The sequence below is a fragment of the Streptococcus pyogenes genome (genome assembly GCF_002055535.1).
Taxonomy (GTDB): Bacteria; Bacillota; Bacilli; order Lactobacillales; family Streptococcaceae; genus Streptococcus; species Streptococcus pyogenes.
Window position 1 is genome coordinate 1422660 of sequence record NZ_LN831034.1, and the last position, 26847, is coordinate 1449506.

23 protein-coding genes and 1 other RNA gene are annotated in these 26847 nt (G+C 38.7%); 8 read left to right on the forward strand and 16 right to left on the reverse strand.

The window, feature by feature from the left end; translation table 11 throughout:
* Positions 1 to 21: 21 nt before the first annotated feature.
* The 7 genes from rsmB to B6D67_RS07680 form a co-directional block, all read right to left on the reverse strand.
* Positions 22 to 1344 (reverse strand): 16S rRNA (cytosine(967)-C(5))-methyltransferase RsmB, encoded by a 1323-nt coding sequence (gene rsmB, locus B6D67_RS07650; protein WP_002983657.1) that lies wholly within the window; start codon positions 1342 to 1344, stop codon positions 22 to 24.
* The gene (gene fmt / locus B6D67_RS07655; protein ID WP_029714068.1) at positions 1334 to 2269 is read right to left on the reverse strand and encodes a methionyl-tRNA formyltransferase; all 936 of its coding nucleotides are present in this window, start codon (positions 2267 to 2269) and stop codon (positions 1334 to 1336) included. The genes rsmB and fmt overlap by 11 nt, the downstream gene beginning before the upstream one ends.
* 61 nt (positions 2270 to 2330) lie before the next feature.
* Positions 2331 to 4715 (reverse strand): primosomal protein N', encoded by a 2385-nt coding sequence (locus B6D67_RS07660; protein WP_010922541.1) that lies wholly within the window; start codon positions 4713 to 4715, stop codon positions 2331 to 2333.
* A gap of 64 nt (positions 4716 to 4779) precedes the next feature.
* Positions 4780 to 5097, reverse strand: a complete 318-nt coding sequence (gene rpoZ, locus B6D67_RS07665; protein ID WP_002983650.1) for a DNA-directed RNA polymerase subunit omega — start codon at positions 5095 to 5097, stop codon at positions 4780 to 4782.
* 15 nt (positions 5098 to 5112) lie between these two features.
* Positions 5113 to 5748 carry a guanylate kinase gene (gene gmk / locus B6D67_RS07670; RefSeq protein ID WP_010922542.1) on the reverse strand — a complete coding sequence of 212 codons (636 nt, stop codon included), beginning with the start codon at positions 5746 to 5748 and terminating at the stop codon, positions 5113 to 5115.
* 109 nt (positions 5749 to 5857) lie between these two features.
* Entirely contained in the window at positions 5858 to 7465 is a 1608-nt protein-coding gene (locus B6D67_RS07675) for a ribonuclease Y (RefSeq protein WP_002988954.1), read from the reverse strand.
* Positions 7466 to 7594: 129 nt separating this feature from the next.
* Positions 7595 to 8491, reverse strand: coding sequence for a LysR family transcriptional regulator (locus B6D67_RS07680; RefSeq protein WP_010922543.1), 897 nt, complete (start codon positions 8489 to 8491; stop codon positions 7595 to 7597).
* Between the two features lie 201 nt (positions 8492 to 8692).
* Between B6D67_RS07680 and B6D67_RS07685 the strand changes: the two genes are divergently transcribed.
* From B6D67_RS07685 to B6D67_RS07710, 6 genes are all read left to right on the forward strand, one after another.
* A complete protein-coding gene (locus B6D67_RS07685; RefSeq protein WP_002992509.1) occupies positions 8693 to 9880 on the forward strand; it encodes an acetyl-CoA C-acetyltransferase in 1188 nt (395 codons plus the stop codon).
* 23 nt (positions 9881 to 9903) lie between these two features.
* Complete coding sequence (locus tag B6D67_RS07690) at positions 9904 to 10554, forward strand: CoA transferase subunit A (RefSeq protein WP_002983642.1); 651 nt, start codon at positions 9904 to 9906, stop codon at positions 10552 to 10554.
* 1 nt (position 10555) lies between these two features.
* The gene (locus B6D67_RS07695) at positions 10556 to 11215 is read left to right on the forward strand and encodes a 3-oxoacid CoA-transferase subunit B (RefSeq protein WP_010922545.1); all 660 of its coding nucleotides are present in this window, start codon (positions 10556 to 10558) and stop codon (positions 11213 to 11215) included.
* 32 nt (positions 11216 to 11247) lie between these two features.
* Positions 11248 to 12027, forward strand: coding sequence for a 3-hydroxybutyrate dehydrogenase (locus tag B6D67_RS07700; protein WP_002983637.1), 780 nt, complete (start codon positions 11248 to 11250; stop codon positions 12025 to 12027).
* Between the two features lie 70 nt (positions 12028 to 12097).
* The gene (locus B6D67_RS07705; RefSeq protein ID WP_010922546.1) at positions 12098 to 13429 is read left to right on the forward strand and encodes a GntP family permease; all 1332 of its coding nucleotides are present in this window, start codon (positions 12098 to 12100) and stop codon (positions 13427 to 13429) included.
* Positions 13430 to 13502: 73 nt separating this feature from the next.
* Positions 13503 to 13985 (forward strand): S-ribosylhomocysteine lyase, encoded by a 483-nt coding sequence (locus B6D67_RS07710; RefSeq protein ID WP_002988938.1) that lies wholly within the window; start codon positions 13503 to 13505, stop codon positions 13983 to 13985.
* A 144-nt stretch (positions 13986 to 14129) separates the two neighbouring features.
* Here B6D67_RS07710 and B6D67_RS07715 read toward each other — a convergent pair whose 3' ends face one another.
* The 5 genes from B6D67_RS07715 to B6D67_RS07735 form a co-directional block, all read right to left on the reverse strand.
* Positions 14130 to 15599 carry a cell division site-positioning protein MapZ family protein gene (locus tag B6D67_RS07715; protein ID WP_011285659.1) on the reverse strand — a complete coding sequence of 490 codons (1470 nt, stop codon included), beginning with the start codon at positions 15597 to 15599 and terminating at the stop codon, positions 14130 to 14132.
* A 13-nt stretch (positions 15600 to 15612) separates the two neighbouring features.
* Positions 15613 to 16767 carry a THUMP domain-containing class I SAM-dependent RNA methyltransferase gene (locus B6D67_RS07720; RefSeq protein ID WP_010922549.1) on the reverse strand — a complete coding sequence of 385 codons (1155 nt, stop codon included), beginning with the start codon at positions 16765 to 16767 and terminating at the stop codon, positions 15613 to 15615.
* Between the two features lie 62 nt (positions 16768 to 16829).
* Positions 16830 to 17198, reverse strand: an RNA gene (rnpB, locus tag B6D67_RS07725) — RNase P RNA component class B.
* A 13-nt stretch (positions 17199 to 17211) separates the two neighbouring features.
* On the reverse strand, positions 17212 to 17538 hold the full coding sequence (gpsB, locus tag B6D67_RS07730; protein ID WP_002983626.1) for a cell division regulator GpsB: 327 nt from the start codon (positions 17536 to 17538) through the stop codon (positions 17212 to 17214).
* Positions 17539 to 17659: 121 nt separating this feature from the next.
* Positions 17660 to 18175 (reverse strand): SLOG family protein, encoded by a 516-nt coding sequence (locus B6D67_RS07735; protein ID WP_010922550.1) that lies wholly within the window; start codon positions 18173 to 18175, stop codon positions 17660 to 17662.
* 80 nt (positions 18176 to 18255) lie between these two features.
* Here B6D67_RS07735 and recU point away from each other — a divergent pair, with 80 nt between their 5' ends.
* Positions 18256 to 18855 carry a Holliday junction resolvase RecU gene (gene recU / locus B6D67_RS07740; RefSeq protein ID WP_010922551.1) on the forward strand — a complete coding sequence of 200 codons (600 nt, stop codon included), beginning with the start codon at positions 18256 to 18258 and terminating at the stop codon, positions 18853 to 18855.
* Positions 18842 to 21007 carry a penicillin-binding protein PBP1A gene (gene pbp1a / locus B6D67_RS07745; protein WP_009880659.1) on the forward strand — a complete coding sequence of 722 codons (2166 nt, stop codon included), beginning with the start codon at positions 18842 to 18844 and terminating at the stop codon, positions 21005 to 21007. Before recU ends, pbp1a begins: the two co-directional genes overlap by 14 nt.
* Before the next feature lie 466 nt (positions 21008 to 21473).
* On the opposite strand, the gene pepC is transcribed toward pbp1a, so the two are convergent.
* From pepC to B6D67_RS07765, 4 genes are all read right to left on the reverse strand, one after another.
* The gene (gene pepC, locus B6D67_RS07750; protein WP_029714071.1) at positions 21474 to 22811 is read right to left on the reverse strand and encodes an aminopeptidase C; all 1338 of its coding nucleotides are present in this window, start codon (positions 22809 to 22811) and stop codon (positions 21474 to 21476) included.
* 184 nt (positions 22812 to 22995) lie between these two features.
* A complete protein-coding gene (nadE, locus tag B6D67_RS07755) occupies positions 22996 to 23820 on the reverse strand; it encodes an ammonia-dependent NAD(+) synthetase (protein ID WP_010922552.1) in 825 nt (274 codons plus the stop codon).
* 1 nt (position 23821) lies between these two features.
* A complete protein-coding gene (locus tag B6D67_RS07760) occupies positions 23822 to 25276 on the reverse strand; it encodes a nicotinate phosphoribosyltransferase (protein ID WP_010922553.1) in 1455 nt (484 codons plus the stop codon).
* A 170-nt stretch (positions 25277 to 25446) separates the two neighbouring features.
* Complete coding sequence (locus B6D67_RS07765) at positions 25447 to 26826, reverse strand: amino acid permease (protein ID WP_002988920.1); 1380 nt, start codon at positions 26824 to 26826, stop codon at positions 25447 to 25449.
* Between the last annotated feature and the right edge of the window lie 21 nt (positions 26827 to 26847).

A 26847-nucleotide genomic window follows, 5' to 3' on the forward strand; every position in this document is an offset into this window, starting at 1 on the left:
AGTCAGTTTCCTCCTAAAATACTACAAGACTCGTCTGACTTGTCCAATAAAGAAGCCATCAGTCTGGTATTGTTCTGGTGTGATAATAAGATAACCATCCTTGACAATATCTGCTTGTGTATGGTTCAGTTTTACTTGTTCAAAATTAGGATGACTCTGTAAAAATGCTTCGATGACTTGACGATTCTCCTCATCAAAAATAGTGCAAGTACTGTATGTTATTATACCACCTTTACGCAAGGTTTGACAAACACTAGACAATATCTCTAGCTGGATAGCTTGCAGAGCATTGAAATCTTGACTTTCTTTATTATATTTGATATCGGGTTTTCGACGAATCAAACCAATTCCTGAGCAAGGAGCATCCACCAAAATCTTATCAAAGCTATCCTTTTCAAAATGACGATGAACCTCTCTGGCATCTAGTTTTCTTGTCTCAATGTTATCAGCAACTCCTAAGCGGTTAGCATTTTCCTTCACCAACTCTAGTTTATGATCATAGAGATCTAAGGCAATAACTTTACCTGTTTTTAAGTAAGATGCTATATGAGAGGTCTTGCCCCCTGGAGCGCTACACGCATCAAGAATTATGTCGTCACCGTCAATGTTTAAAGTAGGAGCTACAAGCTGACTGCTTTCATCTTGAATAGTGATGTCCCCATTTGTGAAATAATCACTGGCTGCAAAATGACCTGACGCTTTGGTTAAACCAGTTGCTGATAAAAGGGAACGTTCTGCATCTAAAGCCTCAGCAACTTCCTCTAGCTTCAAAGGGTCTGTCACGCGAATACTAGCCTTACTACGCACAAATAAACTTTCCATGATGGCCACTGATCTGTCAGAACCAAATTGGTCTTCTAACTTTTTAACCAACCAAACAGGCAGTGAATACTTGACCGAATAATACTTATTTCGACGCTTAATTGTTTCCATATCTGGGAGAGGATGGCTGGTGAATTGACGTAAAATAGCATTGACAAACTTCTCTGCACCTTTTTTATTGCCACGATTTTTGGCAATACCAACCGCATCGTTAACAATGGCATGCGCTGGTAACTTATCTAAATAAGTCAGTTGATAAAGACTGAGCATAAGGAGATAATAAACCCATTTGTCCAATTTATCTCGGTCTTTGACATAATGGGCTAAATACCATTCCAAGCTAATTTTACGTGAAACGGTACCATATACAATCTCAGTTAATAGAGCTCTGTCCTTAGCAGATAAAGCTTTATTGCTTAGTTGCTGATTAAGCGCTATGTTTGTGTAAGCCCCCTGATCAAAAATAGCTTCAATGACAAGGAGGGCTTTGCCTCGCGTACTTTTTTTCCAATTATCTGCCAATGATGTCCCCTACTTCAAGTTTTCTACCAATGCCGTTTAAAAAGTCTATTATTGACATTTTAGGTTTACCAGCCGGTTGCACAACGATCAAGGACAAAGCACCTTGTCCAGTAGCTATTACCAAAGATTTTTTGGTTTTGACAACAACTTGTCCAGGTAATCCCTCTCCTTCAGCTAGTTGAGCTTCGTAAATTTTTAAACGTTGCCCCTCTAAAAACGTATGCGCTACCGGCCAAGGGTTCATACCTCGAATATGATTGAACACTTCTTGATTAGACATTGTCCAATCTAATTTTTCATGTTCTGGAGAGATATTAGGTGAAAAAGTAGCTTGGCTGTGATCTTGAGGAATAGGTTTTAATTCTCCAGAAAGATAAGCTGGCAAACTATCCAAAAGTAAGTCTCGACCAATGATGGCTAATTTCTCAAAAAGAGTACCTACATTATCGGTTTCAAGAATTGGAGTGCTTGCTTTAGCGACCATGTCACCTGCATCCATTTCTTTAATCATTTCCATAATAGTAACGCCGGCCTCTTTATCTCCATTCATAATAGCATAATGGATAGGTGCTCCACCTCGATATTTAGGTAACAATGATGCATGTACATTAATAGCAAATGAAACTGAATCAAGTAATATTGTTGGTAAAAATTGGCCAAATGCTGCTGTAATAATACCATCTGCACCAAGTCCCATAATCTCAATGAGTTCTTGAGAGCCTGATAATTTTTCCGGCTGATAGATTGCTATTCCATGCTCAAGAGCTAATTGCTTTACAGGTGTTACCTTAATATCTTTTTTGCGTCCAACAGCTCGATCAGGCTGAGTAACCACTCCTAAAATCTCATAGGCAGGATTATCTAGCAAGCCCTTCAATACAGTTGCTGAAAATTGGGGAGTTCCCATAAATAATAATTTTATCATGACTTTCCTCTTTGTATTTTTATTATATCATAACTGATCATCCTAGATTTAGTGATTTACCTTATAAAAATTGTTGCGGTTCACAATCAATAATTAGTTTTAAATGACGATTATCTGCTTCTTGACTCCAATCAAGAATACGATTGAGCGTCTCTTCTAGGTTATCTTCAAAACGGTATTTTAACAAAATTTGATAGTGGTATAAATTGTGTGTTCTAGCAATTGGCTTAGGAGTCGGTCCTAATATTTTAATATTATCCGATAAGTGACTCTTTAGCAGTTCTGTAACTTGATAAGCTTTTTTTACAACCGATGCTTCTAAACGATGCGAAAGCGTAATACCCACTGTAAAGTAGTAAGGGGGATAAGCCATTTGATGACGAATAGACATCTCATAACGGTAAAAAGCTTCAAAATCTTGTTTCTTAGCTAATTGAATAGCATAGTGATCGGGATTATAAGTTTGAATCAAGACCTCTCCTGGCTTATGGGCACGGCCTGCCCGACCAGCAACCTGTGTTAACAATTGAAACGTTTTTTCTGACGCTCGAAAATCCGGCAAATTTAAGGAAGTATCTGCATTTAGTACCCCAACTAAAGTCACATTTGGAAAATCCAGTCCTTTGGCAATCATTTGCGTCCCTAACAAAATATCTGCTTCCTGGCGACCAAAACTATCTAGTATGGTTTTGTGACTTCTTTTTTTTCGTGTGGTGTCAACATCCATTCTCAAGATCTTAGCTTCTGGAATAACCCCTTGCAATTCATCAAAAGCTTTTTGAGTTCCAGTGCCATAATAGCGGATACTATTGCTATGACACTCAGGACAAGTAATTGGGATAGGTTTTTGAAACCCACAGTAATGGCAATTCATAGTTTTAGTATCCATGTGAAGGGTTAAAGAGATATCACAGTTGGGACATTTGTCCACATAACCACAGTCCCGACACATCACAAAACTAGAATAACCACGTCTATTTAACATTAAGACAACTTGTTCTTTTTTAACCAAACGTTCTTTAATCTTATCAATCAAATATGGGGTAAAATTACTAACTGCTTGCTGTCCAATATAATCACGAAAATCAACAATCGTTACTTCTGGAATCTTAGCAAGAGGGTTTGCTCTTTGCGTTAATTGAATAAAATGATAGACACCCTTACTAGCCCTTGCTCGGCTTTCAATACTTGGCGTAGCAGAGCCCATAACCACAACTGCTTGATGGTGTTTAGCTCTGAGCAGGGCAACCTCTCTGGCATGGTATCTAGGGTTGCTTTCTTGTTTATAGGTTGATTCATGCTCCTCATCGATAATAATTGCACCAATCCGCTCTAGTGGGGAGAAAATAGCAGAGCGGGCACCAACCACAACCTTAGCCTGTCCTGTTTTTATCTTGCGCCACTCATCAAACTTTTCACCATCTGATAAGCCTGAATGCATAATAGCCACTTGCTTTCCGAAACGGGAAATAAAACGAGAGGTCATCTGAGGAGTCAACGAAATTTCTGGCACTAAAACAATGGCTGTCTTATCCTGTTTTAAAACCGCTTCGATGATATGAAGATAAACTTCTGTCTTACCCGAACCTGTAATCCCTTCAATCAAAAAAGGTTTACTCGGTTTCCCAATTTGTTCAACAATTTCAGTAACAGCTGACGCCTGCTGTTCATTTAAGGTTAAAAAAGAAGATGGTTTGATCTGGTCAAAATAGGACTCACTGCGATCAATTGGACGTTCGTCAATACGAATTAAGTGATTTGTCACAAAGTAAGCCACCACATCTCTAGAAAAGGCTTGATAAAGCGTTGCAAGTTTAGCTTCCTTCGTATGGGTTAGCAGATAGTCTTTTAATAATTGACGCTTTTTGGCACGACTAGAGATGGGATGTACCGCTAAGGCGTCTAAGTCGACGTGATAATATTTTTCTGTCTTTAGGTTTTTCTTGTCTTTGGCTAAATAACTAACAGTAATATGCCCAGCTTGTATGCCCTTAAGAGCTATTTTTTCCTTCTCGCGGTCTAAGGTAGAATATAAGACAGATGGTTTTCCTTCAAAAAGAAAGTCCCTATCAGACTTTTTTAGACCTGACTCTGGCCTTAGCACTTTATCATAGTTAGAGTTAAGAAGATTAGGAATCATTGCTTTTAAGAGCGTGATTTTATAAGAAAAAACTGTTTTTCGAAGCTGATCAGCAAGGGTCAATTGCTCTTGGTTTAGGACTGGCTCAGGATCTAAAACGGTCTGAATCAGTTTAAGAGAGCTTGAATCTTCTTGGCCAAAACCAATAATAAAGCCTTGCAACAAACGATTCCCTTTTCCAAAAGGAACATGCACACGAGAACCAAGCTGCACGAGAGAAACTAACTCTTTTGGAATACCATAAGAAAATGGCTTGTCCGTTTGCATCAATGGAATATCTACAATCACATGAGCTACTTTTTCCATTTGCTTCTCCTTTTCTGTCATGGACATCGTACTAAATATGAAAAAATCTAAGATTTCTGAAACCTTAGATTTTTTCTCCTTCTTCTTCTTTTTCTTTGGCAATTTGTTCTTTGATTTTACGTTCCTCTTCCTCTTTGGCCAAGCGTTCTGCCTCAATCTTAGCACGGACAGCTTCACGTTTAGCTGAAGGATCTGGGTGAATCACAACGTTTCCTGATTCAATTTCTTCAAGTGCCTGAAGTGTTGACTTCACTGATTTAAATTCTTGAGTTGGAGTGGCACCAGCTTCTAGTTCATGGGCACGTTTGGCTTGTAAAATCACAAGTGAATACTTGGATGGTACTTTATCTAATAAGGTATCAATGGAAGGTTTTAACATCATAATGCTTACTCTTTTCTATTTAGCTTTAAAGGAATTTTTTGTTATTTTAATCATTTTATCATAACGACCAATCACGCGCTCCACACGAAAGTGTTCTGTCTCAATGATACGCTTAACCCGCTCAGCTGCCAAGGCAACTTCATCATTAACAACTGCATAATCGTATTCGCGCATAAGGGCAATTTCTTCTTTTGCTCTTTCAATACGTTGAGCTATGACTTCTTGACTATCTGTACCACGACCAACCAGGCGGTCTTCTAATTCATCTAAATCTGGTGGTGTTAAAAAAACAAAAACACCATCTGGTACTTTTGACTTAACCTGAAGAGCTCCTTGAACTTCAATTTCTAAAAAGACATCAATTCCCTTATCAAGAGTCTCATTAACATAAGTTAAAGGGGTGCCATAGTAATTACCAACATATTCAGCATACTCTAGCATTTGACCAGTTTTAATGAGTTCTTCAAATTCTTCACGTGTGCGGAAGAAATAATCAACCCCATCAACCTCGCCCGGTCTTTGCGGACGAGTCGTCATTGAAACCGAATATTCAAATTTATGATCTGGCGTTGAAAAAATTTCTTGTCTTACCGTTCCTTTTCCGACACCTGAAGGGCCAGAAAAGACGATTAACAAACCGCGTTCAGACATTGTATTCTCCTTATTAGTTGCTTTTTAATAGTTTATCAAAAAGGCTAGTCTTTTTCAAGAACATTTTCAAAGGCAAGTCATAAAGAAAAAGAGGATAATTCCTCTTTTTCTACTTGGCATAATCAACCGCTCTCATCTCACGAATAACAGTTACTTTAATATTTCCTGGGTAATCTAGATTGTTTTCAATTTTTTCTCTTACTTTATGCGACAAAATGACAACCTGATCATCTGAAATTTTTTCAGGTTGAACCATAATACGAATCTCACGTCCAGCTTGTAGAGCAAAACTATTTTGTACCCCATCAAAACTTGTCGCGATTTCTTCTAAATCACGAAGACGCTTGATGTAATTCTCCATTGACTCATTACGAGCGCCTGGACGAGCCGAACTGAGAGCGTCTGCTGCAGCTACTAGCACAGCGATCACAGAATCTGGCTCCACATCTCCGTGGTGGCTAGCAATAGTGTTGACAACAACTGGATGTTCTTTGTATTTACGTGCAAATTCCATTCCAATCTCAACGTGACTGCCTTCAACCTCACGGTCAATAGCTTTACCCATATCATGCAAGAAACCAGCACGGCGGGCAAGAGCAACATTTTCACCTAACTCACCAGCTAAAATACCAGCTAACTTACCAACCTCAACAGAGTGACGTAGGACATTTTGACCAAACGAGGTACGGAATTGCAGGCGTCCCATGATTTTAATCAAATCAGGATGAAGGTTTGGTGCACCAATCTCATAGGCTGCAGCTTCACCGTACTCACGAATACGATTATCCATTTCAAGACGATTTTTCTCAACCAATTCCTCGATACGAGCTGGATGGATGCGACCATCAGCAATCAGAGATTCCAAGGTCATACGAGCAATTTCACGTCGAATAGGATCAAATCCTGATAAGATAACAACTTCAGGAGTATCGTCAATAATAACGTCAATGCCAGTCAAGCTCTCTAAAGTACGAATATTACGGCCTTCACGTCCAATAATTCGGCCCTTCATGTTGTCGTCTGGGAGATGGACACTGGTAATAGTTTGTTCAGTCACATACTCACCAGCAAGGCGTTGCATGGCTTGCGCTAACAAGTCCTTGGCTGTTTTAACTGTTCGGTCCTTGATGTCACGTTCGGCATCTCGAATGCGCGTCGCAATTTCATGGGTCAGTTTGTTTTCCGTCTCCATTAAAATCACTTCACGCGCTTCTGCAATCGTCATCGCAGCAACTTTTTCCAGTTCTGCTTTTTTCTCCTCTTCAAGTTTTTCCACTTGAAGTTGCCGCTCATCAATGTGTTTAGATTTATCGGTCAGACTTTGTTCTTTACTATCTAGTACCTTTTCTTTACTTGATAGGTTTTCATCTTTACGGTCAAGAGTTAAGGAGCGCTCCGCTAAGCGTGTCTCGAGTTGTTTAAGCTCTTGTCTTTCAGACTTAAATTCTTGTTCAATCTCTTCACGATATTTTCTTGCCTCTTCTTTTGCTTCTAAAAGTAATTCTTTACGATTTGCTTTACTTTCACGTTTAGCTGTTTTTTTGATGTGTTCAGCATCTACTTCTGCTTTGCCACGAATATCAACAGCTTCTTGTTCAGCGTTTAAAAGAGTCAACTCTGCAGCTTCCTTCGCAGACTTGAGTCTAATCGAAATAAGTGCATAACCTAATATTAAACCAATGAGGGCAGAAACAATTAATAAAATAATATTAACCATGTTTGTACCTCAATATATTCTAGATTTCATTAATAGAAAGCCATCTCTTAGTTTATCATAAATTGAGCGTTTACACAATTCCAATTCATTTTTAAAAAAATTAACATTTGGGCCAAGTGGTTGAGAACCCTACTTAAAAAAAGACTGTAGCAAGTCGTCCATGATGTAGGCTTCTATTTCAGAATAACTTTTTTTCCGGAGGCGTGTTAAGACAACACGCCAAGAAATGGGACGTTCCATTGGAATACACTTAATGTCCTTTAATTGGTATAATTCTGTAATAGGTTTGGGACAAATAGTTAAGACGTTGTGATTAATCTTGGTAGAATTAAGCATAAAATCCCAGGAAGAGGACGTCAAAATAATATTAGGTCTGACTTGGTGACGCTCGCAAGCTTCAAGCACTAAATGGTGAACCATGAAACTAGGATCAAATAGGGCAAGTTGTTCATCTGTTAAATCTTCCCACTGAATAACTTTTTTGGAAGCTAAACGATGGCGTGGAGACAGGCATACAGATAATTCTGATCTCTGGATTTCATAAGTCTCAACCAAATTATCAGCGATGCCTGTTGGGGATAACAAGACTGCGACGTCAACATTTCCCACGAGTAGTTCATTTTTTAGTTGGTAAGCACCAATCTCCTTAACATTGAATTGAATCCCCGGATTTTCTAAAATCAGTTTTGGCATTACTTCTGAGAAAACAACTGATAAAATAAGAGGAGGAATACCAATATTGATACTTCCCTTTAACCCTTTACTGTGATCATGCAATTTCAAAAACATGTCATCATAGAGACTGAGAACCTTTTGAGCGTCCTTATAATAATTATCACCAAGATAGGTTAACCCAATAATACGACCTCTTTTTCGTTTGAAGAGCTTAACATTTTCTCTTTTTTCAAAATCATTGATCATCATGCTAAGTGTCGGCTGCGACACATACAACAGTTCCGCCGCCTGGCTCAAGTTAAAATGATTTTCAACGATTGCGATAAAATAACGAATTTGTTTAATATCCAAATAGGATTCTCCTTGTCTTATCAATTGCTTTTTCCGGTATAATTACCTATATTATGACACAAGTAGATGTTAAATGCTATTGCCAACTCTATCAAAAAAATTTATATGCTTATAAAAATTCTATATTTTTATTTTTAGCGTTTTCTTGTTATCTTAGAGACATGGAAAGCGCTTTTCTAAAACTGAAAGGATGTTTATTTTATGAAAAACATAGTTATCGTTGAAGCTTTACGAACTCCTATCGGAGCTTTTGGAGGCTCCTTTAAAAGTGTCTCTGCTGTTGAACTTGGAACAACTGTACTGAAAAAAATCCTTGATAAAACGCAAGTAAAGCCTGAAATGGTTGATGAAGTCATCCTAGGAAACGTCCTTCATGCAGGCCTAGGACAAAATGTGGCAAGACAAGTTGCAGTCCACTCAGGAATTCCTGAAGATAAAACAGCTTTCACATTAGATATGGTTTGCGGTTCTGGACTTAAAGCAATCCAATTAGCTGCGCAAAGCATCATGCTTGGTGACGCTGATATCGTTATTGCTGGTGGTGTCGAAAACATGTCACAAGCAGCCTATGTATCAACTCAGCACCGTTTTGGACAGCGACTTGGTAATAGTCAATTGATTGATACTCTTGTTCATGATGGCTTAACAGATGCTTTTAACAATTACCACATGGGTATTACTGCTGAAAACGTTGCTCAGAAATATGGCATCTCAAGAGAAGAGCAAGATCAATTTGCTTTAGAAAGCCAAGAAAAAGCTGCTAAAGCATTAGAAAATCATCGTTTTGCTGACGAAATTGTCCCTGTCTCTGTGCCTCAACGACGCAAAGACCCTTTAATTGTTACAACAGATGAATACCCAAAAGTTGATACAAGCCTTGAAAAATTACAGCAATTACGTCCTGCTTTCCTCCCTAAAGAAGGAACCGTTACTGCTGGGAATGCCTCAGGAATAAACGATGGTGCAGCCTTATTGATGTTAATGACTGAAGAAAAAGCTCTTGAATTAGGGTTAACACCTTTAGTCACTATTGAAAGCTATGCTAGTGCAGGTGTTGCACCTGAACTGATGGGAACTGGACCAATTCCTGCCACTCAAAAAGCCCTTAAGAAAGCTGGATTAACAATTTCTGATTTGGACTTAGTGGAGTCCAATGAAGCATTTGCAGCACAGTCCTTGGCGGTTTTAAAAGATTTAAAGTTAAACCCAGAAATCGTGAATGTTAATGGAGGAGCCATCGCTTTAGGTCATCCTATTGGTGCCAGTGGCGCTCGCATTCTAGTCACATTAATCCACGAAATGAAAAAACGCCAAGTAACCAGAGGACTAGCAACACTTTGCATTGGTGGAGGACAAGGAACTGCTGTTATCGTGAAAAACAATACTTAGTCTCGTGAAAGTTGGTAGAAAAAATGTGTAAAGAAATCACAATAAAAGAAGCGGTAGCTCACGTTAAAGATGGTGATACCATTATGGTTGGTGGCTTCATGACAAATGGCACACCAGAAAAATTAATTGATGCACTTGTGGAAAAAGGTGTCAAAGACCTCACTTTAATCTGTAACGATGCCGGTTTTCCTGACAAAGGCGTTGGTAAGATGGTTGCCAATAAACAGTTTTCAACTATTATTGCATCACATATCGGTCTCAACCGTGAAGCAGGCCGACAAATGACTGAGGGCGAGACTGTAATTGATCTTGTACCTCAGGGAACATTAGCTGAGCGCATCCGCAGTGGCGGTTTTGGGCTAGGCGGTTTCTTAACACCTACTGGAATAGGAACCGAAGTTGCCAAAGGAAAAGAAGTCATTACTATTGACGGCAAAGACTACCTTCTTGAAAAACCTTTGAAAGCTGATGTCGCACTTATTTTTGCTAACAAGGCAGATAAAAATGGCAATTTGCAATACGCAGGTTCTGAAAATAACTTTAATCATGTGATGGCTGCTAATGCGAAAACCACCATTGTTGAAGCAAGAGAAATTGTTGACGTGGGGCAAATGGATCCTAATTTTGTCCATACTCCTGGCATTTTTGTTAACTACTTAGTGAAAGGAGCCTAACATGGGAACATCAACTACTGTTCTTTCAAAAGAAGAGATTCAAACACGTATTGCTAAGCGCGTTGCACAAGAATTAGAACACAATACACTGGTCAACTTAGGCATAGGTTTGCCAACAAAAGTAGCCAACTATATTCCTGAAGGTGTAACCATTACCCTGCAGTCCGAAAATGGTTTTGTCGGTCTCACTGGATTAACAGATGATCACTACGATCCTACTATTGTTAATGCTGGTGGGCAACCTGTTAGTATTGCTCCTGGAGGGGCTTTCTTCGATAGCTCAACTTCCTTTGGTATTATTCGAGGCGGCCATGTGGCCGCAACCGTCTTAGGTGCCTTACAAGTTGATAAAGAAGCTAGCATTGCTAATTACCTGATTCCTGGAAAAATGGTTCCTGGGATGGGAGGGGCCATGGACTTATTGGTAGGTGCTAAAAAAGTCATTGTTGCAATGGAGCATACCAATAAAGGCAAAGCAAAAATTTTAGACAAATGCACCCTTCCTCTGACTGCTCAAAATGTTGTTAACCTAATCATTACTGAAATGGGAGTCTTTGAATATCAAGATGAAGGTCTATGCGCCCTTGAAATTAACCCAGATTACACCTTTGAAGACGTGCAAAACGTTACCGAAGTTACCCTAATTGATAAAACAAACTAAAGACTAACCAAAAGAAAGACGAGGATAGTATCATGACACATACTAAAGAAGTTGCATTTATCACTGGTGCTGCAAGCGGAATTGGAAAACAAATCGGGGAAACCTTATTAAAAGAAGGTAAAACGGTTGTTTTTTCCGACATTAATCAAGAAAAACTGGATCAGGTTGTTGCTGACTATACTAAAGAAGGCTATGACGCTTTTAGTGTTGTGTGCGATGTCACCAAAGAAGAAGCCATCAATGCTGCTATTGATACGGTTGTTGAAAAATATGGTCGTATTGATATTTTGGTTAACAACGCAGGTCTTCAACATGTTGCCATGATTGAAGATTTTCCAACTGAAAAATTTGAATTCATGATTAAAATCATGTTGACAGCACCATTTATTGCCATTAAACGTGCTTTTCCTACAATGAAAGCTCAAAAACACGGTCGTATTATTAATATGGCTTCTATCAATGGTGTCATTGGTTTTGCTGGCAAATCCGCCTACAATTCAGCTAAGCACGGCTTGATCGGTCTGACCAAAGTAACTGCCTTAGAAGCTGCTGATTCAGGCATTACGGTCAATGCCATTTGTCCTGGATATGTTGACACACCACTGGTTCGTGGCCAGTTTGAAGACCTTTCCAAAACAAGAGGTATTCCCCTTGAAAATGTTCTTGAAGAAGTGCTATACCCACTTGTTCCTCAAAAACGCCTCATTGACGTTCAAGAAATTGCAGACTATGTGTCTTTCCTTGCCAGTGATAAGGCAAAAGGTGTTACAGGTCAAGCCTGTATCTTAGACGGTGGCTACACTGCTCAATAAATTTGGAGAGATAAAGAGGCTGTATCTTGTGATCTGTCTCTTTATTTTCTAATAAGGAGGTCATAAAACTATGGAAATTATTGGTTCTCTGGGGGTCTTGGTAGGTGTTATTGTTATTATTTACCTGTATGTCAAAGAAGTTAACATTATCATCGCTGCGCCTCTTGCTACCAGCTTGGTCATTTTGTTTAATCAAATGGATCCAACCACAACCTTACTTGGAAAAGAACCCAACCAATTTATGGGGGCACTCTCCACTTATATTCTCAATTATTTTGCTATCTTTTTATTAGGTTCTATCTTAGCCAAATTAATGGAAACAAGCGGTGCAACCACTTCTATTGCAGATTATATTTTAAAAAAAGTTGGTCATGATAGTCCTTATAAAGTACTCGTTGCTATTTTTCTGATCAGTGCTATATTAACTTATGGGGGAATCAGCCTCTTTGTTGTCATGTTTGCTGTCTTGCCGCTTGCACGAAGCCTATTCAAAAAAATGGACTTGGCTTGGAACTTAATTCAAGTTCCTCTTTGGCTCGGTATTGCAACTTTTACCATGACGATTTTACCCGGAACACCTGCCATTCAAAATGTTATTCCTATTCAATACTTGGACACCTCACTAACTGCTGCCGCCATTCCGAGTATCGTTGGCTCAATTGGCTGCGTGGCTTTTGGGCTCTTTTATATGAAATATTGTCTAGCAAAAAGTATGGCAAGGGGTGAAACTTATGCCACTTATGCTTTTGACAATGAGATACAAGTGAAAACAAAAAATCTCCCACATTTCCTTGCCAGTATCTTACCTTTATTGTTGCTCATTATTATCGCCCTAACCGGTAGCCTTTTCGGAAACGATTTTTTTAAGAAGAACATTATTTTCATAGCACTTTTAGCTGTCATTCTCACCGCAAGCTGGCTCTTTAGACAGTTTATTCCTAATAAGATTGCTGTCTTTAATTTAGGAGCTAGCAGCTCTATTGCACCTATTTTTGCGACAGCATCTGCAGTTGCCTTCGGAGCCGTTGTGATGATTGTCCCAGGTTTCACATTCTTCTCAGATCTCATTTTGAATATTCCCGGTAATCCTCTTATTAGTTTAGCCGTGTTGACTTCCTCTATGTCAGCTATTACCGGCTCTTCTTCCGGTGCTCTAGGAATTGTCATGCCTAACTTTGCCCAGTATTATTTAGATCAAGGCCTTAATCCCGAAATGATTCACCGTGTTGCCACTATTGCTTCTAATATCTTTACCATTGTGCCCCAAAGTGGTGTCTTTCTCACCTTCTTAGCATTGACAGGACTTAACCACAAAAATGCTTTTAAAGAAACCTTTATTACTGTTTCTGTAAGTACTTTTATCGCACAGGTCATTGTGATAGCCTTTGATCTGTTTTCTTAGCCTTTTCTCCTCCACAAGTAGCCACTTTCTCACTATTTGTGTTATGATAAAGTGTAAAACAAAGGAGATTGAAATGACAAAAGAAGTTATCGTCGAAAGTTTTGAGCTAGATCATACTATTGTAAAGGCCCCTTATGTTCGTCTTATTTCTGAAGAATTTGGACCCAAGGGCGATCGTATTACAAATTTTGATGTTCGCCTAGTGCAGCCTAACCAAAATTCTATTGAAACAGCCGGTTTGCATACCATTGAACACTTACTTGCCAAGCTCATCCGCCAACGCATTGATGGGATGATTGATTGCTCTCCTTTTGGCTGTCGAACAGGTTTTCACCTTATCATGTGGGGAAAACACAGTTCTACTGATATTGCCAAGGTGATTAAATCCAGCCTAGAAGAAATTGCAACTGGGATTACTTGGGAAGATGTTCCTGGAACAACTCTTGAATCCTGTGGGAACTATAAGGATCATAGCCTCTTTGCCGCCAAAGAATGGGCTCAATTGATTATTGATCAAGGGATTTCAGACGATCCTTTTAGTCGCCATGTCATCTGATACTAGTGTGTTGTCAAACATAACAATCCTACTGACCTATTTGACTTGTTACAAAAAACAAGTCTATCTGCAGATTTTAAGACAACATACTTTATTAATCAAAAAACTGAGACAAGTTGCCTTATCTCAGTTTTTTTGATTTTCTCAGTAATCTAAAGCATCAGCATAACCTTTGCCATTTCCTACAAAATAACCCGTCTTACAATTAATAGAGAACAGATAAGTGCCATCAGGCTTAAACATATTATAGTAACCATTGCCATTAATAATATTAACCGGCTCTAAAATATATTGGTTGCCTGAAATATAACCTCTAGCTTGTGAGGTTGCTACAATTTTTTCAAGAACTCCTGGATTAAATGCCCAAGATGGGTTAGCTCTGTCAGCAATAACATCTTGATTGTAAGGTACACGTGATAAATGCCGTTGTAAGCTTGCAGGATCATAACTTGTCAAGCCATAGCCAGATGGTGCTACTGATGTACTTTGTCCTTGAGCTGCTTGATCCTGGACTGCTTGCTCATTAGCTGCTTTAGCGGCCTCAGCCTTGCTGGCTAGTTGCTGACGACCTTCTGTGATGCTTGCCTGCAAGACAGCATCAAGATTTGCATTTCCTGTTGTCAAGGTTGCACTTGATAAATCATCAAAATTAGCATCAGCCTTGACTTCAGCCGAAACCTTTTCACCATCTACAACAACATCGGAAACAAATTTACCGTTAACCGCTGTAATAGCAGCAATAGCTTTCTTAAGGGAATCGACTTTTGCTTTCGCCTTATCATAGTAAGCAGAGCCTTCCAAAGCTTTCAAGGCAGCTTCTAAATCTGGCAAAGTAGCAAAGGCACTATTTTTTAATTTGCTCTTTGTGGCATCTGTATAAAAAGTACCATATAGTTTTTCGAAAGCTTTAGCAGCAGCCTTCAAGCGCGTTGCTTTTTTAGCACTGTCGGTCTGCAAAGAGGTCTTTGTCTGTTTACTTGCTGTTTGAGTTGTTTTACCACTGTCTTGTCTCAAGAAATGGTTCCAACCAAATACAACTGCAAGAATGGCCAATAATAGCAGAAATAAAGCTATTAACCAACCTTTTTTCGTGTTTTGTTTGGCTGGATGGTGGCTATCTTCAGAAAGAAACTGATCTCTTTTTGGTTCTTCCTTGGTCATCTGTGGTTCTGGAATGACCCTCTCTGATGGATCTAGATCTAACACAGGGACTGTCGCTTCCACCGGAATCCCAGTTACCACCGCAGTAGTCTCCATTGGAGCTAAGTCTTCAGCTACTTCTTCAACCAAAGTGCTATCTTGCTCAGCAGACTCCGCAGACACAGGTTCGTCATCAACAAGACCGGCTTTACTCAATGCTTCTCTTTGTTTTTTGATAAAGTTATCTAAACTAGCTGTATCAAGCTCTGTATACTTAGCATCAAACTTTTGAGAAGAAACTTCGTCACGGTGTTGCTTAATGTACTTATCTAAAATACTATCATCCTTAGTAACACCTGCTTTTATCTCTGACTGTTTGCGTACAGCTTCACCAATTGTCATTGACTTGGCTTCATTAAGCCCCAATGTTTGCGATTCTTTTGTTACTTCGACTTCTTTGCTTTCTTCTGACACGCTTACTACCTCTCTATATCAGATGTCGCTTTACCCTTTCCCCATAAAATTGGTACAAATCAACTTTTAGGGTGCCGTTATAAAGTTTACGTTTTTTATCAGCTTTTTGCCCGTATTTTAGTTCAAAAAGTTCATCACTTGTAAGGATAAATTTGCTCCATGTTTTCAATGGTGCAAAGGTTTGTCCCATTTCATTATACAAGATGTCAACCGCTTTGTCATCAAGCAACCGTTCTCCATAAGGAGGATTTGATATCACTACACCATTAACCTTGTCTGTTCGAAAGTCTTGCAGACGCATTTGCTTAAAGGTAATCACATCAGATAAACCAGCTTCTTCAGCATTACTTTTAGCAATCTCAATCATGCGGCCATCGATATCAAAGCCAGAAATATCTAATTCGATTTCATAATTAGCTTCTTGTTCAGCATCATCACGAACTTGTTGCACCATATCTTTATCTACCCAGCTCCATTCTTCAAAAGCAAACGAACGGTTAAATCCTGGAGCAATATTCATCCCAATCATGGCTGCCTCGATGCAAAACGTTCCCGATCCACAGGTGGGATCAACCAGAGGTTTATCTGGAAACCAGTTAGATAAGGCCAAGATAGCAGCTGCCATATTTTCCTTGATCGGTGCTCCACCTTTTTGAACGCGATACCCTCGTTTAAATAGGCTAGATCCTGTCGTGTCAATCATAATAGTGGCTTGGTCTTTTAAAATAGATACCTCAATGTTAAACGTTGACCCAACTTCTTGAAGAGGAACTCCTTCTGGCCTGTGGAAATGCTTTTGCAGTTTCTTAACAACGGCCTTTTTGGTAATCGCCTGAACACTTGGCTCGTTATGCAATTTAGACTTAACACATTTGGCTTTTGAGATTGGAAATTTAGCTCCTAGCGGTAAATAATTTTCCCAATCCAAGGCAAAGACACCTTGGAATAATTCTTCAAAGGTTCTAGCAGGAAATTGTCCTACGATAATTTTGATACGATCTGCTGCACGTAACCAAAGATTTGTTTTAACAATCGCTTCTACATCACCTTCAAAATAAACTTTCCCATTTTCAACCTGACAATCAAAGCCTAGTGCTCTGACTTCTTTACCAACGACAGCTTCTAAACCTGCGGCTGCAGTTGCGACTAATCTAAATGTTTCTTTCATATATCTCTTTCTTTTAAATCAAATAAAAGCTAGCAAATGCTAGCTTAACCTATTATGCAATTTTCTATAAGCCATGTTTTGTTCCGGAAATAACTAGGAATTATTTCCTTCGATAATCATCTGTCTACCGTCTGTTGACAGTCAGGATAGCTTGTTCGTTTCCAACTATCCCATGCCCCTACCAAAGTTTGGGTTGCTAGCTTGAGGGGTTTACCGCGTTCCATTTTTTACGTTTCCATAAAAACTACGTCACTGTGGCACTTTCAGAAGTACTTTGGCATATCAAACGACTTAGCCATTTCCTTCGCCGTAATGTGTATGCACATCCCTAGGCTTATGTGTTCGCCTAGCACAATCACTACTGGCATCACAGCCAGTGCTAGCATGGACTTTCCTCATAGTATTAAAATACTACGCGATTATCCAAAAATTGCACAGTTTTCATTACTCAATAATTTGTTTACCAAAAACCTCTTTTTCCAATTTACTAATACGTTTCAAGATGTCAAAATTAGTAGCTGATTGAGCAACACGAGTCGGTTGCGGTACTGGTTGTTGAACAGTCGCTGAAACTGTATTTCTAGCTTGAAACTTCGCCTTTTTTAAGGCTTCATTCTCAGCTTTTAAAGCTTCAATTTGAGCATTGAAATTTTCATAATCTTTAATTACATTATCAAGAAATTCATCAACTTCTTTCTTATCAAACCCTCGCATACTAGTCTTAAATTCTTGCTCAAAAATATCTTTAGGACTATAAATAATACTTGTCATTCTTTACTCTCCGAACGGTCAATCTTTTTACCAAAATTATATTTCAGTATTATTATCAATGATACAGAAAAATAGTTCAAAAAGCAAGTATTTAAATACCAATACCCCTAAAAATACAATGCTAGCTTTGTGACATATCATTTAGCCGATCAAAGGTTAGCAATAGCAACTGATAATGCGGCATATCTTTTGCTTTCTTGAGAAAATATTTTAAGTTGGTCTCGTTTTCTGTGTCATAAAAAACATAAGCCCCTTCTGTCTTTTCTAATAAAAACTGATAATATTGACTAAATTGCGTCGGTTGTTCGTAATTTGGAAAGTAATATTTTACAAAGTCAACAGCCCTAAACTGACTTAAAACTTCTTTATTTTTTTCATTCCACCTATCTCCATGCGTTTCAAACAAGAATATAGTAGCTATCTGCAAGGGATACTCCTCTTTTAGCTCATTAGCTACTTCCAAAGCCCATTGTTCAAAACCCAAGTTCCCTGTAAAGATAAACCAATCCACACCATTTTCCAAATAACCTATTAAATCTTTACGAATAGCCTGTTTAATAATTGAAACTCGTGGGTCTTTATGGTCAAAAATCCCTATTTCAAAGCTTCGGTAACCTGTAATTAGAATCGCAGTCATTAGGTGTTATCCTTTCAAAAAATATGTTATAATAAAAGTGCTTAAATTTTTAGCATTAACTAGATAATATTAGGAGAACAATGGTTAATTATCCTCATAATCTTATTCGACAAAAAGTAAGTTCCGTTCAAAAGCAAAATAAGGTGGACTTCGCCAATAGAGGTATGTCCTTTGAAGCTGCTATCAACGCGACAAATGATTATTATTTATCTCGTCAAATAGCTGTCATTCACAAAAAACCTACTCCTGTCCAAATTGTCAAAGTGGATTACCCTAAACGCAGTCGGGCAAAAATCGTTGAAGCGTACTTTAGACAAGCTTCAACGACTGACTATTGCGGCGTTTATAAAGGACATTATGTTGATTTTGAAGCAAAAGAAACCAGGCAAAAAACAGCTATGCCCATGAAAAATTTCCATTTACATCAGATTGAACATATGGCTTGCGTTTTACATCAAAAAGGAATCTGCTTTGTCCTTCTTCACTTTTCCACACTGAAGGAGACTTACTACCTACCTGCTCAAGCCTTGATTTCATTTTATCAGATAGATAATGGCAGTAAATCGATGCCCATTGATTATATCAGAAAAAATGGCTTTAAGGTAGCATTTGGAGCCTTTCCACAAGTCCCTTATTTAAACATAATTGAACAAAATTTTTTAGGCGGTGATTACAATTAAAAATCCAAAAATCCTTAAGTGGCTAAAGTATGTATTAAGTGCAATTCTTAGCCTTATTATCCTTGTTATTATTATTGGTGGTCTTTTGTTTACCTTCTACATTAGCAGTGCTCCGAAACTGTCAGAAGCCCAGTTAAAATCAACAAACTCTAGCTTGGTTTATGACGGTAATAACAATCTGATTGCTGATTTGGGTTCTGAAAAGCGTGAAAATGTAACAGCTGATAGTATCCCTATTAATCTAGTTAATGCTATTACCTCAATTGAAGATAAACGTTTCTTTAACCATCGTGGAGTAGATCTTTATCGTATTTTTGGTGCTGCCTTTCATAATCTAACGAGTCAGACCACTCAAGGGGGGTCAACGCTTGATCAGCAACTCATTAAACTAGCCTATTTTTCTACTAATGAATCTGATCAAACCTTAAAACGTAAGGCTCAAGAAGTTTGGCTTGCTCTTCAAATGGAGCGAAAATATACTAAACAAGAAATCCTGACTTTTTACATCAACAAAGTATATATGGGTAATGGCAACTATGGTATGCTGACAGCCGCTAAGTCTTATTATGGCAAGGATCTTAAGGATTTATCTTATGCCCAACTAGCCCTATTGGCTGGAATCCCTCAAGCTCCTAGTCAATATGATCCTTACCTTCATCCTGAAGCTGCTCAAAATCGCCGTAACGTCGTGTTGCAACAGATGTACATGGAAAAACATCTGACGAAAGCAGAATATGAAACTGCCATCGCAACTCCCGTCGCTGAAGGTCTACAATCACTCCAACAGCGCTCAACTTATCCAAAATATATGGATAATTATCTAAAACAAGTTATTGAAGAAGTCAAAAAAGAAACGAATAAAGATATTTTTACCGCTGGTTTAAAAGTTTATACCAATATTATCCCCGATGCGCAGCAGACTCTTTATAATATTTATCATTCTGGTGATTATGTTTACTATCCAGACCAAGATTTCCAAGTTGCTTCAACGATTGTTGATGTGACAAATGGTCATGTTATTGCTCAGCTTGGCGGACGTAATCAAGATGAAAATGTTTCATTTGGGACTAACCAAGCTGTTTTAACTGATCGTGACTGGGGTTCTACCATGAAGCCAATCACAGCCTATGCTCCTGCTATTGAATCTGGTGTTTATACTTCTACTGCTCAGTCGACTAATGACTCAGTCTATTATTGGCCTGGAACCACTACCCAATTGTTTAACTGGGACCTTAGATATAACGGATGGATGACAATCCAAGCTGCTATTATGCTATCGCGAAATGTCCCAGCAGTCCGAGCACTGGAAGCCGCAGGACTTGACTATGCTCGATCTTTCTTAAGCAGTTTAGGTATTAACTATCCCGAAATGCACTACTCAAACGCTATCTCAAGTAATAACAGTAGCTCAGATAAAAAATATGGTGCAAGTAGTGAAAAAATGGCCGCTGCATACGCTGCTTTTGCAAATGGTGGTATTTATCATAAACCAAGGTATGTCAATAAAGTGGAATTTAGTGATGGTACAAGTAAAACTTTTGATGAAAAAGGAAAACGTGCCATGAAAGAAACCACGGCCTATATGATGACAGATATGTTAAAAACTGTTCTCACTTATGGTACAGGTACTGCTGCTGCCATTCCTGGTGTTGCGCAAGCTGGTAAAACAGGGACTTCTAACTACACTGATGAGGAACTAGCTAAAATTGGTGAAAAATACGGCCTTTATCCAGATTATGTTGGTACATTAGCGCCAGACGAAAACTTTGTTGGCTTTACTAAGCGCTACGCCATGGCTGTTTGGACAGGTTACAAAAACCGCTTGACCCCAGTATACGGATCAAGTCTAGAGATTGCATCTGACGTTTATCGTAGCATGATGACTTACTTAACAAATGGTTACAGTGAAGATTGGACGATGCCAAATGGTCTTTATCGCAGTGGTGGATTCCTCTACTTAAGCGGAACCTATGCGAGCAACACCGACTATACTAATTCGGTTTACAACAATCTTTACAGCAATAACACGACAACAGCTTCTAGCCAAACGACTTCAGATGATACTAGTAGTAGCAATGATACAAGTAATTCAACCAATACAGACAACAATGGCAGTCATCCATCTACCGATGATAAAAAGACAACTCATTAATCTCTAACCTCTACTTATTGTCTGTACCTACCTTTTATTACATATCCATTTAGTTACTTTTAATATCTACCTTAAGTGATAATCTAAATAAAAAGCGAGTCCACGTTCTGTGAGGACTCGCTTTTTATATGACACAAATGACTTACCACATACAATATAAAACAAAAAACAGAATTCTTTAATCGTATTAAAGAAAAGGTACAACGTTAAGGGAATTAGCAACTGATTTTTCAAACGTTAACCTAAAACAAAATAGACTTATTTAAAATTGTTATAAATAGCAACTAATGCCATAAGAGAGTATACATGAAAAAAACACGTTTCCATATACCGAAGACGTGTTTTTTCATATGTCATTTTCTTAGCATAATAATTTTTTTCATGTTCACTTTCTTATGCGGAGTCCAATCCGTTTGCTGTTCGTTTTGTCCAGCTTTTAGATTTCATACAGTCGCAAAGAAAGGAATTAGTATTGTGCTAAAGCACCCATTGGATCCCAAGGAGCTAGTACTTGTGGCTCTTTTTCATAAGCCGCTAACTCGTCAGCTGTTAAGAATTCTTTACGGACAACAATTTGATAGGTATATTCATCCATCCAAGCATCTGAAGCAACAAAGTAACCTTTGTCACCAACCTTCTCACCCCATGAATTTTCAACCTTCCATTTTAACGTTTTTCCTGTTTCATCTAAGTCAACACCTGTTAAAACCATAGCATGTGTCATCAAACTTTCACTATAATCCAAACGTCCAGCCTTATCTTGACTAAGATTGATATCCATACTAGCTTCAAAATCGTAAGTATTAGTTGCTAAAATGCCTTTTTGACGATCTGAAACTTGACCCACATCAGAGCCAAACCAAACGGACTCACCAGCCTGCATCTGCTTGATAGCTAGTTCTTTGAAACGTTTCATATCAAGGTTGAGGTAGCGAACCTCACGACTACCGACCACATTTCCTAGCATCTCAACAGTGTATGATTTGCCATAAGGCTTATCAGCAGTTGGCGCATTAATAACAGACACATAATCAGAAAGCTTTAAGCCAACAAATTTGTCGTAAAACGCTTGCGGTGTCAAACCTTTCTCAACATGATAGTGGTCATCTTTATCACGGTAGGCAAAATCAAAATGACGAGGTGGTAAACCAAGGGTCATGGCCAAGAAGTTAAAAATTTCCTGAAGAAGCTCTGCTTTTCGATCCTCAACTTGGTCTGCCTTAGCACCTGACGCAATCAGGTCACGAAGAATTTGAGCATCTTGGCGCAATAATTTATTCAAATACTGGTTTAATTCACGACTGTTACTTGATGAGATTGATTCTGGGTAAACAGATTTTGGCACCACTCCATACTTCTCAAACAAGGAAACCACCATGTCCCACTGACCACCATCTTGTTGTGGAACATCCAAGAGAAACTTAACTTTACGACTGGTTAATTCTTGGTCAGCTGTAGCAATGACCTGCTCCATAAACCAGTTAGCTTTTTCATACTTATCCCAAAAGAAAGTATGAGCTTGTGACAGTTCAAAATTTTCTAACTTAAATTCTGTGATTAATTTGTGTCGGAAAGTGTTCAAGGCAGCAAACATCCAGCAACGACCAGAAGCCTTTTGGTTAGATACCTTATCTTTAGTTAAATCAATAGAAAACACAAAATCATTGTCCACTTCACTTTGACGGGTTTCTAATGATTTTAGCAAACCATTATGCGTAACGGCATTCTCAATAGCTGAAAATTTTGCATTGGCTTCGTAATGAGCAAATAATTGTTCTGTAAATGTCTCTGTTAATGCTGACATTATTGTCCTCCTAAAATATTAAGATAAGCTTCACCTGAAATAATATTGGCAAGATGGTTATTATCCAGCCATTCTATTCTAAAGGATTACTTCTATTATAGACCTTATTTGATTTTCTTCAAGAAAAAAGTTAGGATAACCTAACTTTTTTTGTTTTCTTTTTTTACTCTTTGAACATCATCTCTTATTTCCAAAAATCATCAAAAATGGTGATTGGCAGGTGACGCTTGTGTTGTCCTTTATGCCACCATTTTTCAATAGTTGCTTGAGCTACTTTGGAAATCAGCTTCCCTTCCAAATAGTCGTCGATGTCTTGATAGGTCACCCCTAGAGCAACCTCATCAGCCAAGCCTGGTTTTTGATCTTCTAAATCAGCAGTTGGAACTTTTTCATACAAAGCAGCATCTGCTCCTAAAACTTTCAAAAGAGCCTTTCCTTGACGTTTGTTAAGCCTAAAGAGGGGAAGAATATCTGCTCCACCATCACCAAATTTAGTAAAGAAACCAGTGATGTTTTCTGCCGCATGATCCGTTCCAATAACAGCACCAGCCATTTGGCCAGCAATGGCATATTGACTGATCATTCGCTGACGTGCTTTAATATTACCTTTATTGAAATCAGAAATCTCAACGCCTGCTGCTTGTAGAGCCTCTACTTGACCGTCCACAGCTGCCTTGATATTAATGGTAAGGGTCTGATCTGGTGCAATAAAAGCCAAGGCTTTTTGCGCATCTGCTTCATCAGCCTGAACCCCATAAGGCAAGCGAACAGCTATAAATTGGTAAGCTTGATCACTTGCTTCCTCCCGTAACTCTGCAATGGCCATTTGGGCTAGCTTTCCTGCGAGGGTAGAATCCTGACCTCCCGAAATGCCTAAGACATAAGTTTTTAAAAATGAGTGCTTACGCAAATAAGCTTTTAAAAAATCAACGGCTTTCCGAATTTCTTCTTGTGGGTCAATGCTAGCCTTGACGCCTAATTGTCGAATTATCTCTTCTTGTAGTGTCATGTCATTCACTCTTTCCATAAGCATCTTTGCGAATGTTATCAATTAAGGCCATCTTGTTTTGCCACACATCACGGGCTAAGTCTACTGGGTAGTCTTGAGGATTTAAGACACGCTTGTATTCATCCCAAAGCTTGTCAAATTCTTTTTTAGCATAAGCCTTGATTTCAGCTAAGGTCGGTAGCTGGTAAACTAATTCTCCCTTGACAAAAATATCAACTAAGAGAGGAATTGCATCAAATTCTTTAACGGTTTTCTTAATATAGGTATAGGTCGGATGGAACATCTCAATCTCAGTTAATTCATTAACATTAATATCAGTAAACGTGATATAGTCGCCTTCTGATTTGCCTTTTTCACGACTGGTGATGCGCCAAACTTGTTTTTTACCTGGTGTGGATACTTTTTCTGCATTATTTGATAATTTGATCGTATCACGCATGCTGCCATCTTCTTGCTCAATAGAGACAATCTTATAAACAGCACCTAAGGCAGGCTGATCATAGGCTGTGATCAGTTTGGTCCCAACACCCCAAACATCAATTTTGGCCTTTTGCATTTTTAAGTTGAGGATGGTATTTTCATCGAGGTCATTAGAAGCATAGATCTTAGCCTCGGTAAAACCAGCGTCGTCTAACTGCTGACGGACTGTTTTTGAGAGGTAAGCCAAGTCACCAGAGTCCAATCGAACACCTAGAAAATTAATCTTGTCACCCATTTCTTTGGCTACTCGGATAGCTGTTGGCACACCTACTTTAAGTGTATCATAGGTGTCAACAAGAAATACACAATCTTTATGGGTCTTAGCATAAGCCATGAAAGCATCATAATCATTACCATAGGCTTGCACTAAAGCATGAGCATGCGTACCTGAAACAGGGATATCAAAGCGTTTACCTGCTCTCACATTACTTGTTGCATCTGCTCCACCAATCATCGCTGCGCGGGTTCCCCAAATCGCAGCATCTAGTTCCTGTGCACGACGGGTGCCAAATTCCAAAAGGGGTTCATCCTCAATCACAGAACGAATACGAGCAGCCTTTGTAGCAATCAAGGTCTGGAAGTTAACAATGTTTAAAAGAGCTGTTTCGACCAACTGACACTGACCTAGAGGGCCTTCTACTTGCACAATCGGCTCATTAGCAAAAACCAAATCTCCTTCTTTAGCTGAACGGATGGTCAATTCTAATCGTAACTCTTTAAGGTAGGTCAAAAAGTTTTCTGGATAACCCAGTTCTTCAAGGTAAGCCAAATCTGTTTCTGAAAATTGAAATTGCTCTAGGTACTCCACCATGCGCTGTAAACCGGCAAAAACAGCATAACCATTGTTAAAAGGTTCCTTGCGGAAATAGACTTCAAACACCGCATGACGATTATGAATGCCCTGCTCAAAATAAACTTGCATCATATTAATCTGATACAAATCAGTATGGAGAGTTAAACTATCATCTTTATACATAAAGGGGACTCCTTTGAATTATTGTTACTATTATAACATATTTTAAAAAAGACTCTTTGGCTAGGGTTTAGAAATAACTTGAGTTATCGCTAAAGTAAAAAAAGAACTGATCCATCATGACATCCTCAAATAAGAAAGAGTTAATGGATTCAGTTCTATATCGCTAATTATTATTTAAATTTGACATTGCTATAAATCCCAAAAACAATAATCCAAATCGTTGCTCCAATGGCGCCGATATAGGTGGATTCTTGTAAGAAAAGAGAGATAAAGACAAAGGCAAAGAAAGCAAGGGTCAAAGGCGTTGTCACTTTATATTTTGGCATCAAATAACCATCTGCCATAAAGTCCTTAGATTGACGGTACTTCCAGTGAGCAATCATGGTTAAGGCGTAGATAGCAATATATACACCTGATGAGGAGGCCGTAATGAGTGAGAACGCATCTGCAACTCCTGGTAGGATATTAATCAAAGCTGAGATACCAACCACAACCGCTGAAGCAATAATGGCACGACTTGGCACCCCTTGTCGAGATAAAGTATTAATCTTTAAGCGATTGGTCAAAGCGTTTGGAGTCTCATTAGCAATCTGATAGAGATGACGACCGGTTGAATAAAGGGTTGAGTTAAGCGCTGACGCTGCTGATGTCAAGACCACAAAGTTAATCAAGGCTGCTGCCCATTTAATACCAATCAATTTGAACACCATCACAAAAGGAGATTCATCAACTGGTAACTGATGCCATGGCACAATTGCCATAATAGAGACCAAGGCTCCCACATAAAAGATCACAATACGGGTTGGAATTTCTTGAATAGCCTTTGGTAGAACTTTTCTTGGGTTAGCCGTCTCAGAAGTGGTAATTCCCACAAATTCGATAGCTTGATAAGCAAAGAAAACCATTTGGAAGGCCATAAAGAACTTTAGTTTCCCATTTGGGAACATGGAAAAATGGTCAAAAATATTGGAAAGGCTAGCATGGCCTGTGTGAGTTTCAAAACCTGTCAATACCATGAAAATAGCTGTTGCAATCAAAGCTAAAATAGCTAAAATCTTAATCATGGCAAACCAAAACTCTGTTTCCCCAAAAACGCGCACAGCAATTAAGTTGATCGAACTAAGTAAGACTAAGAAAACCAACTGAATCAACCAGGCTGGCCAGCTTGGGAACCAAAATTGCACATAAGCACCTACTGCTGTGATTTCTGCCATTCCAATAAAAATAAGGGAAATCCAATAGGATAGACCCGAAAAATAACCCCAGCCTGGACCAATGTATTTGGAAATAAAATTGATAAAGGTGTGTTGATCTGGATCATAATAGAGCATTTCACCGATGGCACGCATCATCATAAACATGAAGGCACCTGTAATCATATACACAAAAATAATAGATGGTCCTGTTAGGGCAATAGAGCGTCCTGCCCCTAAAAAGAGACCTGTTCCAATCGTTCCTGCGATCGCAATTAACTGCACATGACGATTTTCTAAGCCCCTTACCATTCCATTTTCTAGTTCGTTATTGTCTGTTTGTTCTTTTATAGACATTCTAAACTCCATTCACTAAAA

Coding starts and splice junctions, on each gene's coding strand:
- gmk (WP_010922542.1), bottom strand. CDS start 5,748: ATGTCTGAACGCGGTTTGTTAATCGTCTTTTCTGGCCCTTCAGGTGTC.
- B6D67_RS07675 (WP_002988954.1), bottom strand. CDS start 7,465: ATGGTTAATATTATTTTATTAATTGTTTCTGCCCTCATTGGTTTAATA.
- B6D67_RS07710 (WP_002988938.1), top strand. CDS start 13,503: ATGACAAAAGAAGTTATCGTCGAAAGTTTTGAGCTAGATCATACTATT.
- pepC (WP_029714071.1), bottom strand. CDS start 22,811: ATGTCAGCATTAACAGAGACATTTACAGAACAATTATTTGCTCATTAC.
- B6D67_RS07720 (WP_010922549.1), bottom strand. CDS start 16,767: ATGAAAGAAACATTTAGATTAGTCGCAACTGCAGCCGCAGGTTTAGAA.
- rpoZ (WP_002983650.1), bottom strand. CDS start 5,097: ATGATGTTAAAACCTTCCATTGATACCTTATTAGATAAAGTACCATCC.
- B6D67_RS07760 (WP_010922553.1), bottom strand. CDS start 25,276: ATGTATAAAGATGATAGTTTAACTCTCCATACTGATTTGTATCAGATT.
- B6D67_RS07690 (WP_002983642.1), top strand. CDS start 9,904: ATGTGTAAAGAAATCACAATAAAAGAAGCGGTAGCTCACGTTAAAGAT.
- B6D67_RS07735 (WP_010922550.1), bottom strand. CDS start 18,175: ATGACTGCGATTCTAATTACAGGTTACCGAAGCTTTGAAATAGGGATT.
- gpsB (WP_002983626.1), bottom strand. CDS start 17,538: ATGACAAGTATTATTTATAGTCCTAAAGATATTTTTGAGCAAGAATTT.
- B6D67_RS07700 (WP_002983637.1), top strand. CDS start 11,248: ATGACACATACTAAAGAAGTTGCATTTATCACTGGTGCTGCAAGCGGA.
- B6D67_RS07660 (WP_010922541.1), bottom strand. CDS start 4,715: ATGGAAAAAGTAGCTCATGTGATTGTAGATATTCCATTGATGCAAACG.
- B6D67_RS07765 (WP_002988920.1), bottom strand. CDS start 26,826: ATGTCTATAAAAGAACAAACAGACAATAACGAACTAGAAAATGGAATG.
- B6D67_RS07685 (WP_002992509.1), top strand. CDS start 8,693: ATGAAAAACATAGTTATCGTTGAAGCTTTACGAACTCCTATCGGAGCT.
- B6D67_RS07705 (WP_010922546.1), top strand. CDS start 12,098: ATGGAAATTATTGGTTCTCTGGGGGTCTTGGTAGGTGTTATTGTTATT.
- B6D67_RS07695 (WP_010922545.1), top strand. CDS start 10,556: ATGGGAACATCAACTACTGTTCTTTCAAAAGAAGAGATTCAAACACGT.
- recU (WP_010922551.1), top strand. CDS start 18,256: ATGGTTAATTATCCTCATAATCTTATTCGACAAAAAGTAAGTTCCGTT.
- fmt (WP_029714068.1), bottom strand. CDS start 2,269: ATGATAAAATTATTATTTATGGGAACTCCCCAATTTTCAGCAACTGTA.
- nadE (WP_010922552.1), bottom strand. CDS start 23,820: ATGACACTACAAGAAGAGATAATTCGACAATTAGGCGTCAAGGCTAGC.